At 71.1% G+C, this 12,533-nt stretch carries 15 protein-coding genes; 5 read left to right on the forward strand and 10 right to left on the reverse strand.

What is annotated here, in order from left to right:
* Positions 1-74 precede the first annotated feature (74 nt).
* From ACYVIH_RS10390 to ACYVIH_RS10410, 5 genes are all read left to right on the forward strand, one after another.
* Positions 75-674, forward strand: coding sequence for a biotin transporter BioY (locus tag ACYVIH_RS10390; protein ID WP_460868955.1), 600 nt, complete (start codon positions 75-77; stop codon positions 672-674).
* Between the two features lie 118 nt (positions 675-792).
* Positions 793-1,668, forward strand: coding sequence for a class I adenylate-forming enzyme family protein (locus ACYVIH_RS10395; RefSeq protein ID WP_460868957.1), 876 nt, complete (start codon positions 793-795; stop codon positions 1,666-1,668).
* Positions 1,665-2,810 carry a thiolase family protein gene (locus ACYVIH_RS10400; RefSeq protein WP_460868959.1) on the forward strand — a complete coding sequence of 382 codons (1,146 nt, stop codon included), beginning with the start codon at positions 1,665-1,667 and terminating at the stop codon, positions 2,808-2,810. The genes ACYVIH_RS10395 and ACYVIH_RS10400 overlap by 4 nt, the downstream gene beginning before the upstream one ends.
* Positions 2,801-3,493: an energy-coupling factor ABC transporter ATP-binding protein gene (locus tag ACYVIH_RS10405; protein ID WP_460868961.1), complete on the forward strand. Its 693-nt coding sequence runs from the start codon at positions 2,801-2,803 to the stop codon at positions 3,491-3,493. Before ACYVIH_RS10400 ends, ACYVIH_RS10405 begins: the two co-directional genes overlap by 10 nt.
* Positions 3,490-4,092 carry an energy-coupling factor transporter transmembrane component T family protein gene (locus ACYVIH_RS10410; protein WP_460868963.1) on the forward strand — a complete coding sequence of 201 codons (603 nt, stop codon included), beginning with the start codon at positions 3,490-3,492 and terminating at the stop codon, positions 4,090-4,092. Before ACYVIH_RS10405 ends, ACYVIH_RS10410 begins: the two co-directional genes overlap by 4 nt.
* A gap of 12 nt (positions 4,093-4,104) precedes the next feature.
* Here the strand turns inward: ACYVIH_RS10410 and ACYVIH_RS10415 are convergent, their stop codons facing one another.
* The 10 genes from ACYVIH_RS10415 to ACYVIH_RS10460 all read right to left on the reverse strand — a co-directional run bounded on the left by ACYVIH_RS10415 (position 4,105) and on the right by ACYVIH_RS10460 (position 12,431).
* Complete coding sequence (locus ACYVIH_RS10415) at positions 4,105-4,950, reverse strand: DUF6801 domain-containing protein (protein ID WP_460868965.1); 846 nt, start codon at positions 4,948-4,950, stop codon at positions 4,105-4,107.
* Between the two features lie 147 nt (positions 4,951-5,097).
* Entirely contained in the window at positions 5,098-5,742 is a 645-nt protein-coding gene (locus tag ACYVIH_RS10420) for an acVLRF1 family peptidyl-tRNA hydrolase (protein WP_460868967.1), read from the reverse strand.
* 1 nt (position 5,743) lies between these two features.
* Positions 5,744-6,118 (reverse strand): metal-sulfur cluster assembly factor, encoded by a 375-nt coding sequence (locus ACYVIH_RS10425; protein ID WP_460868969.1) that lies wholly within the window; start codon positions 6,116-6,118, stop codon positions 5,744-5,746.
* Positions 6,115-6,588 carry a Fe-S cluster assembly sulfur transfer protein SufU gene (gene sufU / locus ACYVIH_RS10430; RefSeq protein WP_460868971.1) on the reverse strand — a complete coding sequence of 158 codons (474 nt, stop codon included), beginning with the start codon at positions 6,586-6,588 and terminating at the stop codon, positions 6,115-6,117. The genes ACYVIH_RS10425 and sufU overlap by 4 nt, the downstream gene beginning before the upstream one ends.
* Before the next feature lies 1 nt (position 6,589).
* Entirely contained in the window at positions 6,590-7,882 is a 1,293-nt protein-coding gene (locus ACYVIH_RS10435) for a cysteine desulfurase (RefSeq protein WP_460868973.1), read from the reverse strand.
* Positions 7,882-8,646 carry a Fe-S cluster assembly ATPase SufC gene (gene sufC / locus ACYVIH_RS10440; protein ID WP_460868975.1) on the reverse strand — a complete coding sequence of 255 codons (765 nt, stop codon included), beginning with the start codon at positions 8,644-8,646 and terminating at the stop codon, positions 7,882-7,884. The genes ACYVIH_RS10435 and sufC overlap by 1 nt, the downstream gene beginning before the upstream one ends.
* A 49-nt stretch (positions 8,647-8,695) precedes the next feature.
* On the reverse strand, positions 8,696-9,031 hold the full coding sequence (locus ACYVIH_RS10445; RefSeq protein WP_460868978.1) for a non-heme iron oxygenase ferredoxin subunit: 336 nt from the start codon (positions 9,029-9,031) through the stop codon (positions 8,696-8,698).
* Positions 9,031-10,233, reverse strand: a complete 1,203-nt coding sequence (gene sufD / locus ACYVIH_RS10450; RefSeq protein ID WP_460868980.1) for a Fe-S cluster assembly protein SufD — start codon at positions 10,231-10,233, stop codon at positions 9,031-9,033. Before sufD ends, ACYVIH_RS10445 begins: the two co-directional genes overlap by 1 nt.
* Before the next feature lie 49 nt (positions 10,234-10,282).
* Positions 10,283-11,701, reverse strand: a complete 1,419-nt coding sequence (sufB, locus tag ACYVIH_RS10455; RefSeq protein WP_460868982.1) for a Fe-S cluster assembly protein SufB — start codon at positions 11,699-11,701, stop codon at positions 10,283-10,285.
* Between the two features lie 7 nt (positions 11,702-11,708).
* Complete coding sequence (locus ACYVIH_RS10460) at positions 11,709-12,431, reverse strand: helix-turn-helix transcriptional regulator (RefSeq protein ID WP_460869163.1); 723 nt, start codon at positions 12,429-12,431, stop codon at positions 11,709-11,711.
* Between the last annotated feature and the right edge of the window lie 102 nt (positions 12,432-12,533).

The raw sequence follows: 12,533 nt of genomic DNA on the forward strand, positions 1-12,533 counted from the left end.
CTGGACCGGCGTCGGGCCTGGCCGGGCACGGCCTCTAGATTGGAGCGTCCTCCACCGGAAGAAAGGGCGCCTCCGTGGCCTCCATCCAGTCCTCCAGCCCGGCGCGCAACATGGCACTGGTCGCCGTGTTCGCCGGCTTCATCGCCGCCCTGGGTATCGTCCCGGCCTTCACCCCTCCCGGTTTCAGCGTCCCGATCACCGCCCAGTCGCTCGGCGTCATCCTCGCCGGCGCGATCCTCGGCGGGCGCAAGGGCTTCGCCGCCGTGGCCCTGCTCCTCGTCCTGGTCGCCCTGGGCCTGCCCCTGCTCGCCGGCGGGCGCGGTGGGCTCGGCCAGTTCGTGACTCCGGCGGCCGGCTTCCTGTTCACCTGGCCGATCGCCGCCTTCGTCACCGGCTGGCTCACCGAGCGAGGCGGCGCTCCCTACCGGCTCAGCTGGGGGATCGTGGCGAACATCGTCGGCGGCATCCTCGTCATGTACGTCGGTGGCATCGCGGGCATGGCCGCGATCGGGGGTCTCTCTGTCCCCGCCGCCGCGGTGGCCACCTGGATCTACATCCCCGGCGACCTGGTCAAGGTCGTCCTCGCTGCGGTCATCGCACGCGGCGTCCACACCGCCTACCCGGGCCTGATTTCCGCCCGCCGCGCGCGCACCGAGGAGCCGACGGCTGTCTGAGCGCGTCGTCGACGTCACGGCGTCGGCCGACCCGGTCGGCGCCGTGCTCGCCGCCCACGAACGCGGCGAGCTCCTCGCCCTACGCACCTCGGGCACGTCGGGTGCACCACGAGCAGTGGTGCGTACGACGGCCTCGTGGTTCGACTCCTTCGACACCGTCTCGCGGCTGCTCGACCTCGGCCCCGGCGCCCGGCTCTGGGTACCCGGACCACTCACCGCGACGATGAACCTCTTCGCGGCGGTGCACGCAGCGTTCGTCGGCGCCACCCCGACGCCGAGCCCCGATGCCGCCACCCACGCCGTGCTCACCCCGGCCGCCCTGGCCCGGACGATCGCGCAAGGCACGGACCTGCGCGGGACGCATCTGCTCGTCGCCGGAGACCGGCTGACCCCGCGGCTGCACGACGAGGCGGTGGCGCACGGCACGGCGCGGGTCAGCCACTACTACGGCGCCGCCGAGCTGTCCTTCGTCGCCTGGGGCACCCATGCCGAAGACCTCGCCCCGTTCCCCGGTGTCGAGGTGGAGGGCCGTGACGGCCGGCTGTGGGTGCGCTCCCCCTACCTCATGCACCGGTACGACGGTCCCGACGGTCCCCTGCTGCGCGGGGCCGACGGGTTCGTGACCGTCGGCGACCGTGGCGACGTGACCGAAGGCCGGGTGCTGGTCCACGGGCGCGGCAGCGACGCCGTGGTCACCGCGGGTGCCACTGTGCTGGTGGCCGACGTCGAGGCGGTCCTGGAGCGCGTGACCCGCAGTCCGGTGGTCGTGGTGGGCACGGCGCACCCCGACCTGGGGCAGGTCCTGTGCGGGGTCCTGCACCACCCCGACGACCTGGCCGCGGCGCGCGCGGCGGCCCGCGAGCTCCTCGAGCCTGCCCAACGACCCAGGCGCTGGTACGCCCTCGGCGAGCTGCCGCTCACCGTCGCGGGGAAGGTCGACCGCGGCCGGCTGACGGCGCTCCTGGACGTCGCCGTACCGTTGGCCGCGCCATGAGCCTCCAGCCACCCGCCGACGCCCCCGTCATCGTGGGCGCCCTGCGCACCCCGATCGGCACCGCGGGACGGTCGCTCGCGGACGTCGACGCCGCCTCACTGGCAGCCCCGGTGCTCCGCGCGCTCGCCGATGACCTGCCCGGGCTGCCGGTCACCGACGTGGTGCTGGGCAACTGCATGGGCCCCGGTGGCAACGTCGCCCGGGTGGCGGCCCTGACCGCCGGTCTCCCCCACGACGTGCCGGGACTCACCGTGGACCGGCAGTGCGGCAGCGGGCTGGCGGCGATCGTCACCGCGAGCGCGCTGGTCCGCGAGACGCCCGGGCTGGTGCTCGCCGGCGGCACCGAGTCCGCCTCCACCGCCCCGTGGCGGTTCTGGCCACCGGCGGAGGGACGGGAGCCGGTCCGCTACGAGCGGGCGCCGTTCGCACCGGCAGAGATCGGCGATCCTGACATGGGCCTCGCCGCCGACCTGCTCGCCGAGGATCGCGGGGTCTCCCGCGAGCGGCAGGACCGCTACGCCGCCGCCTCGCACGCCCGTGCGCACGCCACGCAGGAGGCCGGCGGCTTCGACGCCGAGATCGTCCCGGCCGCAGGCCTCCGCCGCGACGACCGGCCGCGCCCCGGTATGAGCGTCGAGCGGCTCGGCCGGCTGCGGCCGACCTTCCGGGCAGGAGGCACGGTGACCGCCGGGAACGCCTGCGGCGTCAACGACGGCGCCGCGGCCGTGGCGGTCGTGGACGCCGAAACCCACGAGCAGCTGGGGCGCCCCGGGCTGCGGATCCTCGGCTCCGCGACCGCCGGGGTGGACCCGAACCGGCCCGGCATCGGCATCGTGCCCGCGGTGCGCTCCGCCCTCGACCGCGCCGGGCTCACGCTCGACGACATCGACGCCGTCGAGCTCAACGAGGCGTTCGCCGGCCAGGTCCTCGCCTGTTGCGACGAGCTCGGCCTCGACCCGGACCGGGTGTGCCCCGACGGCGGAGCACTGGCCCTGGGCCACCCGTGGGGCGCGTCGGGGGCGGTGCTCGTCGTACGCCTCTTCAGCCGGCTGGTCCGCCAGGACGGCGGGCGGCACGGCCTTGCCGCGATCGCGGTCGGCGGCGGCCAGGGAGTGGCGATGGTGGTCCAGCGATGCCCGTGATCGAGGTCGACGCCGTCACGCACAGCTACGGCGAGGGCGCAGGCCGACGCACCGTGCTGCGTGACGTCTCCGTGCAGCTCACCGAGCAGCGGATCGGGGTCATCGGCGCCAACGGGTCGGGCAAGTCGACCTTCGTGCGGATGCTCAACGGGCTGGTGCTGCCGTCAGAGGGGACCGTCCGCGTCGGCGGCCTCGACACGGCCCGGCACGGACGAGAGGTCCGCCGCAAGGTCGGCTTCTGCTTCACCGACCCCGACGCCCAGATCGTGATGCCGACCGTGGCCGAGGACGTCGCCTTCGGGCTGCGCCGCCGGGGACTGGACAAGGCCGAGATCGCCACACGCGTGCGGACCACCCTGGAGACCTACGGGCTGGCCGGCCACGCCGACCACCCGGCCCACCTGCTCTCGGGTGGCCAGAAGCAGCTGCTGGCGCTCTCCTCGGTGCTGGTCACCGACCCCGAGGTCCTGGTGCTCGACGAGCCGACCACGCTGCTGGACCTGCGCAACGCAGCGCGGGTCGCGGCGGTCGTGCACTCCTTGCCGCACCAGGTGCTCCTGGTCACCCACCATCTCGACCTGCTCGCCGGCTTCGACCGGGTGCTGGTCTTCGACCAGGCCCGACTCGTGCACGACGGCAGCCCGGAGGACGCGACCAGGTTCTACCGGGAGCTGATGAGGTGAGCTCGCTCGGCCTCTACGTCCCCGGCGGCTCGGCCCTGCACCGGATGCGGGCCGGCACCAAGCTGCTGCTGATGCTGCTGGCGGGCGTGGGATCGGTGCTCCTGGACCGGCCGTGGCAGGTCGCCGTGGCGGTCGTGGCGGTGCTCGCCGGCTACCGGCTCGCGGGGCTCGGCCTCCGCATCGCCTGGCGTCAGGCCCGGCCCCTGGTGTGGGTCCTCGGCTTCGTCGCGGTGTTCCACCTCGTCGTGACCGGCTGGGAGCGCGCGGTGGTCTTCGTCGGCGTGATCACCTTCCTGGTGCTGCTCGCCGCGCTGGTGACGCTGACCACCCGCACCACCGACATGGTCGACGCCGTGGTCACGGCGATCGGCCCCCTGCAGCGGTTCGGCGTCGACCCCGAGCGGGTCGGGCTGATGCTGGCGCTGGGCATCCGCTCGGTGCCCGTGGTGGTCGGCCTGGCCGAGGAGGTCCGGGACGCGCAGCGGGCCCGCGGTCTGACCGCGAGCCCGCGCGCGTTCGCCGTACCTCTCATCGTCCGGTCGCTGCGCCACGCCGACGCCCTGGGCGACGCGCTGGTCGCCCGGGGCGTCGACGACTGACCGGACCGGCGTTCAGCCGCGCCGGACCACGAACTTCAGGACCTTCTGGCCCGCGTTGGTGGTCTTGTTGCCGAGGTAGCGCACGACGACCTTCTGCTGGCCGCGCTCGAGCTTGGGCAGCCGGAGCAGCGCACGCCCCTTGTCGTTGAGCTTTCCGCGGGCGAGGACCTTCTTGCCCTGCTTGGCGACGACCTGGCCCTTGGCCGCCTTGCCCTCGGTCACCACGCCGACCGCGACGCGCGCACGCTCGGCGGTGGTCACCGGCGCGTTGGTCAGCTTCGCGGTCATCTTCGAGGCGTTGACGACCCGCATCGTGCCGACCTTGGTCGACGCACCGGCGGTCGGGGCGCACGGGAAGGTGCCGATCGGCGTCTCGCCGGCGGCCGGGACGAGCCCGAAGGACTCCGGCAGCTTCACCGGGTAGGTGCCGAGCTTGTCCGGCGCGGTGAAGCTGCTGGTCTTGCCGCTCATCTTCACCACGTAGGGGTCCGCCGGGGTGGCCGGAAGTGCTGCGCCGAGGTTGTTGACCGGCACCGGGATCTGCCCGACCGTCATGGTCGGCTCGGCGACCGACAGGCTGGTGACCCCGAGGAAACCGAGCAGACCGACGACCTCGTTGGGCACGGTGACGTCCATCGACAGCTTCTTGACCGGCACCTTGCTGCCCTTGACCACGGTCTTGGGAAGCGGGTTCGCCGCGCTGGTGGGGAACGGCACCGCGCCGGTGGTCAGCGTGCAGGTGTAGCTGGTGTCGACGGCGCCCGCCGGGGCGGCACCGAGCGTGAGTACGGAGCCGGCGGCGAAGACACCGGGGATGCTCGCGGCGACGAGACGCGAACGGTTGTGGAACAGGTTCAAGGTTTCCCTCCCTCGTGATCGCTACTGAGCAGTAGCAACCGCGACCGTAACGCGGAAAGCAGAGGTGTGTGACCTGAACGACACCGCCGGCGGGAGCTCCCCGCAACCTTTTACCTTGCGCCGCTGCCGGACGGGCGCGTCCCCGGACTACCCGTCGCCGTCGCCCGGCTCGGTGACCCTGACCTGGGCGGCACGCGCATCGCGCACCGCCTGGTCGAGCACCGCGCGGCGTGGGTCGGGCACCGGCAGCCAGAGGTCTGTACGACGAGCAGCGGGCCGCGCGAGCCGGGGGTCGGCGAGCACCGCGTCGACCGCGGCCCGGTCACCGCCGCACACCAGCGCGTCCACTCCCCCGAACTCGGTCACGAGCACCCGGTGGGCGTGGTCGGCGGCGGCGTCGTAGGCCTGCCGCGCCTGGTTGTCGCGGCGCCGGGCGAACCGCTGCTGGCTCTGCCCACCGGCCTTCGTCCGGCCCTGCACGTGCCGCTGACCGACCTTCGACACCTCCGGGCGGTCGGCGGTCCCGGCGGCGACGGCGAAGCCGCCCTTGCGCACCAGGAGGACCCCCCAGCGCACCGGTGCGCTCACCGCGTCGGTGAACGCCACGACGTCGGGCTGAGCGTCGTACTGCCGGGAGAACGGGAGGGCCGCCTCGGCGACCGCTCCGTCCGGAGCGGTCGCGACGAGGCGGCCGTCGTGCACTGCGAGGTCGGGTCGTCCGTGCCGGGCCCCGAAGTTGTCGAACCACCGCACCACGCGCTCGGCAGGCACGACCACCGTGCGGGAGACCACCTCAGACGTTGAAGCCGAGGGCGCGCAGCATCTCGCGGCCGTCGTCGGTGATCTTGTCCGGGCCCCACGGGGGCATCCAGACCCAGTTGATCGTCACGCCGTTGACCAGGCCCTCGAGGGCCTGCTCGGTCTGGTCGGTGATCACGTCGGTCAGCGGGCACGCGGCCGAGGTCAGCGTCATGTCGATGACCGCGCTGTTGTCCTCCTCGACGTGCACGCCGTAGACCAGTCCGAGGTCGACCACGTTGATGCCGAGCTCGGGGTCGACGACGTCCTTCATCGCCTCGGTGACGTCGTCCTCGGTGACCGTGGTGGTCCCGGCGGCGGCGAGGTCGACCTGGGGCAGGTCGCTGGTGTCGGTGTGGGCGTCGGTCATGCTTGCTCCTTCGTTTCGCTCGCGAGGACCTGGGACGTCGCGTCCTTCCACGCCATCCAGGACAGTAGCGCGCACTTCACACGCGCCGGGAACTTGGCGACGCCCGCGAAGGCGATGCCGTCCTCCAGCACCTCCTCGTCGGGCTCGACGGTGCCCCGGCCCTGCATGAGGGTCTGGAAGTCCTCGAGCACGCTCATCGCCTCGGACACCGGTTTGCCGATCACCAGCTCGGTCATCACCGACGTCGACGCCTGGCTGATCGAGCAGCCCTCCGCGGCGTAGGAGACGTCCTCGACGACCGCAGCCTCCCCGGTGCCCGAGAGGTGCACGCGGAGGGTGATCTCGTCACCGCAGGTCGGGTTGACGTGGTGCACCTCGGCCTCGTAGGGCTCGCGGAGACCGGCGTTCTGCGGGTTCTTGTAGTGGTCCAGGATGATCTCCTGGTACAGCGAGTCAAGGTCCTGGGTCATGTCAGTCCACCTTGAAGTACTTCTTGGTGTACTCCAACCCCTCGATGAGTGCGTCGATCTCACCCGGCGTGGTGTAGAGGTACGACGAGGCCCGGGTCGAGCTCTGCACGCCGAACCTCCGGTGCGCCGGCTTGGCGCAGTGGTGTCCCGCCCGCACAGCGATGCCGCGGGAGTCCAGCACCTGCGCGACGTCGTGGGGGTGCACGCCGTCGATCTCGAACGAGATCGCGCCACCGCGGTGCACCGCGTCGACCGGTCCGAGGACCTTGAGGCCGCGGATGCCGGTGAGACCCTCGAGCGCGTAGTGGGTGATCGCCTCCTCGTGGGCGCGCACGTTGTCCATGCCGATCGCCGAGAGGTAGTCGATGGCCACCCCGAGTCCGACCGCCTCGACGATCGGAGGGGTTCCGGCCTCGAACTTGTGCGGGATCCCGGCGTACGTCGACCGCTCCATCGACACGGTGGCGATCATCTCGCCACCGCCGAGGAACGGCGGCAGCTGCTCGAGCAGCTCGCGTCGGCCCCAGAGCACACCGATGCCGGTGGGCCCGACCACCTTGTGGCCGGTGAAGGCAAGGAAGTCCGCCCCGGCAGCGACCACGTCGACCGGCATCTGCGGCACCGCCTGGGAGGCGTCGACGACGACCACCGCACCGACCTCGTGGGCGCGGTCCGCGATCTGCCGGACCGGGTTGACCGTGCCGAGCATGTTGGACACCCAGGTCAGCGAGACCACCTTGGTGCGCTCGGTGATCAGCTCGTCGATGTTCGACAGGTCCAGCCGGCCGTCGTCGGTGAGCCCGAACCAGCGCAGCCGTGCGCCCTTGCGCTCGGTCATCATCTGCCACGGGACGATGTTGGAGTGGTGCTCCATCTCGGTGATGACGACCTCGTCACCCTCACCGACCTCCAGCGGGCCGCGCGCCCACGCCATCGTCTCGGCGACCAGGTTCAGCGCCTCGGAGGCGTTCTTGGTGAAGATCACCTCGTCGCGCGAGGGCGCGTTGATGAACGCCGCGACCTTGTCCCGGGCCTCCTCGAACGACGCCGACGCCTCGGCACCGAGCTGGTGCATGGCGCGCGCGATGTTCGCGTTGTGGTGCTCGAGGTGGTCGACCATCGCGTCGATGACCACCTGCGGCTTCTGCGCGGTGTTGGCGCTGTCGAGGTACACCAGCGGCATCCCGTCGGCCAGCGTGCGCGACAGGATCGGGAAGTCGGCCCGGATCAGGTCGAGCCCGTCCAGCAGGCCCGGCAGCGCCGGGCCCGCCGAGACGGCGGCGGAAGAGGTCATCAGGCGCTCGCACCAGCCTTGACGTACTTGTCGTAGCCCTCGGCCTCGAGCTGCTCGGCGAGCTCGGGACCACCCTGCTCGGCGATCCGGCCGTCGACGAAGACGTGCACGTAGTCGGGCTGGATGTAGCGCAGGATCCGCGTGTAGTGCGTGATCAGCAGGACGCCCTTGCCCTCCTGGGCACGGAACCGGTTCACGCCGTCGGAGACGATCTTGAGCGCGTCGATGTCGAGGCCGGAGTCGGTCTCGTCGAGGATCGCGACCTTCGGGTTCAGCAGCTCGAGCTGGGCGATCTCGTGGCGCTTCTTCTCACCGCCGGAGAAGCCCTCGTTGACCGAGCGCTGGGAGAACGTCGCGTCGAGGTTCAGCCGCTCCAGGGCGCCGTTGACGTCCTTGATCCAGGTGCGCAGCTTCGGCGCCTCGCCGTCGATGGCGGTCTTGGCGGTGCGCAGGAAGTTCGCCACCGAGACACCGGGCACCTCGACGGGGTACTGCATGGCGAGGAACAGGCCGGCCCGGGCGCGCTCGTCGACCGACATCTCGAGGACGTCCTGGCCGTCGAGGGTCACCGAGCCCCCGGTGATGGTGTACTTCGGGTGGCCCGCGATCGAGTAGGCCAGGGTCGACTTGCCCGACCCGTTGGGGCCCATGATCGCGTGCGTCTCGCCGTCACCGATGGTCAGGGTGACGCCCTTGAGGATCTGCTTGGGGCCGTCCTCGGTCTCGACCGAGACCTGCAGGTCCTTGATCTCCAGCGTGCTCATTTCTCTCCTTGTCGTGGCGTGCCGAGTGGCTCGGCCGCCGGAAAACTCGTCAGCTCGGGGTGACCCCGTTGAGGGTCTCGGTCACGTCGACGTACACGTCTCCGTCGCGCACCTCGACCGGGAAGGTCGAGACCGGCTCGGTCGCCGGCAGCCCGGTCGGCTTGCCGCTGCGCAGGTCGAAGCGCGAGCCGTGCAGCCAGCACTCGATCTGGCAGTCGGCCACCTCGCCCTCGCTCAGGGCCACCGCGGCGTGGCTGCACAGGTCCTGGACGGCGTAGAAGTCGTCGCCGTCCCGGGCGACGGCGACGGTGAGGTCGCCGACCTGGACCGCGAGGGCCTCGTCGGCACGGACCTCGGAGGCGGCGCAGGCGCGCTCGAACGCCATCAGCCCTGCACCTCGAGCGGCTTGAGGACGTTCTTGGCGAGCTCCTCCTCGACCGTCGCCATCAGCTTCTCCTCCAGCGACGGCACGTCGATCTTGCGGATCAGGTCGTTGAAGAAGCCGTGCACGACCAGCCGCCGGGCCTCGGCCTCGGAGACGCCGCGCGAGCGGAGGTAGAACAGCTGCTCGTCGTCGAACCGGCCGGTCGCCGAGGCGTGCCCGGCACCCTCGATCTCGCCGGTCTCGATCTCCAGGTTCGGCACCGAGTCGGCCTGGCAGCCGTCGGTGAGCACCAGGTTGCGGTTCTCCTCGTAGGTCTCGATGCCCTCGGCGACCTTGCGGATCAGGACGTTGCCGACCCAGACGGTGTGCGCGCCCTCGCCCTGCAGCGCGCCCTTGTAGACCACGTGGCTCTTGGTCTTCGGCGCGGTGTGGTCGGCGAACAGCCGGTGCTCGATGTGCTGGCCCTCGTCGGCGAAGTACAGGCCGAGCATCTCGGCCGCACCGCCGGGACCGGCGTAGGAGACGTTGCTGTCCATCCGGACCACGTCGCCGCCGAAGGAGATCGCCACGTGCTTGTAGCTCGCGTCGCGGCCGACCTTGGCCTCGTGGTGGGTCAGGTGCACCGCGTCGTCGGCCCAGTCCTGCAGGGAGACCACGGTGACCTGGGCGCCGTCACCGACGACGACCTCGACGACCTGGGCCATCGAGGCGTGCCCGGTGTGGTTGAGCACCACGACCGCCTTCGCGAAGTTCCCGAAGCGCAGCGCGACGTGGCCCGCCTCGGTGACGGCGGCGTTCTCGCCGGTCAGGTCGACGACGATCGGCTCGGTCACCTCGAGCTCGGCGGGCACGTCGACCAGCAGCGTGGTGGGCACCTCGGCCAACACCCGTGCCGAGAACCGGCTGCTGGGCACCAGCCCGCTGATCCCGCGCAGCGCACGGGCCTCCTCACCGTCGACGCCGTCGACGCGCACCCCCGCGGGGGTGTTCCAGGTGCACGCGGTCGCACTCGGCATGAACTCGGCCTCGGCCTGCAGTCCGCGCAGCCGCTTGAGCGGGGTGAAGCGCCAGATCTCCTCCCGGCCGGTGGGCACCGGGTGGTCGGCGACGTCGAACGAGCCGGCCGGGTGCAGGTGGGACTCGACGTGGTCGAGCTCCAGGGCGGACGCCACGCTGTCGCGCGCAGTGTCGGTCACAGTCATCTCTTGTCTCTCTACGTGGGAGGTTGCGGGGCGGGGTCGGGCGACCGGGTCAGCCGACCGCGCCCTCCATCTGCAGCTCGATCAGGCGGTTGAGCTCGAGGGCGTACTCCATCGGCAGCTCCTTGGCGATCGGCTCCACGAAGCCGCGCACGATCATCGCCATCGCCTCGTCCTCCTCCATGCCTCGCGACATGAGGTAGAACAGCTGGTCGTCGGAGACCTTCGAGACGCTGGCCTCGTGACCCATCGACACGTCGTCCTCGCGGATGTCGACGTAGGGGTAGGTGTCGGAGCGGCTGATCTGGTCCACGAGCAGCGCGTCGCACAGCACGTTGGACTTCGACCCGTGGGCGCCCTCGTTGACCTGGATCAGGCCGCGGTACGACGTACGCCCGCCGCCCCGGGCCACCGACTTCGACAGGATCGAGCTCGAGGTGTTCGGCGCGGCGTGCACCATCTTGGCGCCGGCGTCCTGGTGCTGGCCCTCACCGGCGAACGCGATGGACAGCGTCTCGCCCTTGGCGTGCTCGCCCATCAGGTAGACGGCGGGGTACTTCATGGTCAGCTTCGAGCCGATGTTGCCGTCGACCCACTCCATGGTGGCGCCGGCCTCGGCGACCGCACGCTTGGTGACCAGGTTGTAGACGTTGTTCGACCAGTTCTGGATCGTCGTGTAGCGGCAGCGGGCGCCCTTCTTCACGATGATCTCCACGACCGCGGAGTGCAGGGAGTCCGAGCTGTAGATCGGCGCGGTGCAGCCCTCGACGTAGTGCACGTAGGCGTCCTCGTCGACGATGATCAGCGTGCGCTCGAACTGGCCCATGTTCTCGGTGTTGATCCGGAAGTAGGCCTGCAGCGGGATGTCGACGTGCACGCCCTTGGGGACGTAGATGAACGACCCGCCGGACCACACGCTGGTGTTGAGCGCGGCGAACTTGTTGTCGCCCACCGGGATCACGGTGCCGAAGTACTCCCGGAAGAGCTCCTCGTGCTCCTTCAGCGCGGTGTCGGTGTCGACGAAGATCACGCCCTGCTCCTCCAGGTCCTCGCGGATCTGGTGGTAGACGACCTCCGACTCGTACTGCGCGGCGACACCCGCGACCAGGCGCTGCTTCTCCGCCTCCGGGATGCCGAGCCGGTCGTAGGTGTTCTTGATGTCCTCGGGCAGGTCCTCCCAGCTGGTGGCCTGCTTCTCGGTCGACCGGACGAAGTACTTGATGTTGTCGAAGTCGATCGTGTCGAGCTCGCCGCCCCAGGTCGGCATCGGCTTGCGCTCGAAGAGCTTCAGGCCCTTCAGGCGCAGGTCGAGCATCCACTGCGGCTCGTTCTTCTTCGCCGAGATGTCCCGGACGACCTCCTCGTTGAGGCCGCGGCGGGCGGCCTCGCCCGCGGTGTCGCGGTCGGCCCAGCCGAACTCGTAGCGGCCGATGCCCTCGAGCTCAGGGTTGCGCTGGTCGATCGTGGTCATGTGATCCTCAACCTCTCGTGTGGCGAGTCAGACGTGCAGGGGACTGTGAAGCGTTCTCGGTCGTGCTCTTGGCGGACGGGCTCTGGGCGGACGTGCTCGGGACGTGGGCCTGCGGGATGGCGGTCGTGCAGACGCCGTCGCCGTGGGCGATGGTGGCCAGCCGCTGGACGTGACGGCCGAGCAGTCGGCTGATGACCTCGGTCTCCGCCTCGCACAGCTGGGGGAACTCGTGGGCGACGTGGGCGACCGGGCAGTGCTGCTGGCACAGCTGCTCGCCGACCGGCAGCTCGCGGACCGAGGCAGCGTAGCCGCTCTGGTTGAGCGCCTCCGCGACCGCCTCGGCAGCGCTCAGGTCGGGTTTGCGGGCGAGCACCTGCTCGAAGTCGCTCTCGAGCGTGGCGACCCGGCGCCGGGCGAACTCGCGCACCGCCTTCTCCCCGCCGGTCTCGGCGAGGAAGCGCAGCGCCTGCGCGGCGAGGTCGTCGTACTGCTGGTCGAACCGGTCGCGGCCGGCCTCGGTGAGCGCGAAGACCTTGGCGGGTCGTCCGCGGCCGCGCGCGCCGTAGGTGCGCGGCTCGCGCGGCTCGACCGCACCCTGCTCCATCAGGTGGTCGAGGTGGCGCCGGACCGCGGCAGGGGTCAGCGAGAGCCGCTCCGCGAGAGCGGCTGCGGTGCTCGGGCCGTTCTCGTGGATCGACCGGGCCACCCGCTCACGGGTCGGTGCGTCCATCGGGCCGTCGAATTCCACAACACCAGTGTGCCGTTAATGACTGGAGTGATTCAACTAAGGCCGCCCTAACCTGTCTCGACCGGGGCTGAGGAGTCGCCCGGT

The organism is Nocardioides pakistanensis, from assembly GCF_054781215.1.

What these genes read in the sequence shown, in the direction of transcription:
- ACYVIH_RS10400 (WP_460868959.1), top strand. Translation starts at nt 1,665, where the DNA reads ATGAGCCTCCAGCCACCCGCCGACGCCCCCGTCATCGTGGGCGCCCTG.
- ACYVIH_RS10405 (WP_460868961.1), top strand. Translation starts at nt 2,801, where the DNA reads ATGCCCGTGATCGAGGTCGACGCCGTCACGCACAGCTACGGCGAGGGC.
- ACYVIH_RS10425 (WP_460868969.1), bottom strand. Translation starts at nt 6,118, where the DNA reads ATGACCGACGCCCACACCGACACCAGCGACCTGCCCCAGGTCGACCTC.
- sufU (WP_460868971.1), bottom strand. Translation starts at nt 6,588, where the DNA reads ATGACCCAGGACCTTGACTCGCTGTACCAGGAGATCATCCTGGACCAC.
- ACYVIH_RS10435 (WP_460868973.1), bottom strand. Translation starts at nt 7,882, where the DNA reads ATGACCTCTTCCGCCGCCGTCTCGGCGGGCCCGGCGCTGCCGGGCCTG.
- sufC (WP_460868975.1), bottom strand. Translation starts at nt 8,646, where the DNA reads ATGAGCACGCTGGAGATCAAGGACCTGCAGGTCTCGGTCGAGACCGAG.
- ACYVIH_RS10445 (WP_460868978.1), bottom strand. Translation starts at nt 9,031, where the DNA reads ATGGCGTTCGAGCGCGCCTGCGCCGCCTCCGAGGTCCGTGCCGACGAG.
- sufD (WP_460868980.1), bottom strand. Translation starts at nt 10,233, where the DNA reads ATGACTGTGACCGACACTGCGCGCGACAGCGTGGCGTCCGCCCTGGAG.
- sufB (WP_460868982.1), bottom strand. Translation starts at nt 11,701, where the DNA reads ATGACCACGATCGACCAGCGCAACCCTGAGCTCGAGGGCATCGGCCGC.
- ACYVIH_RS10460 (WP_460869163.1), bottom strand. Translation starts at nt 12,431, where the DNA reads ATGGACGCACCGACCCGTGAGCGGGTGGCCCGGTCGATCCACGAGAAC.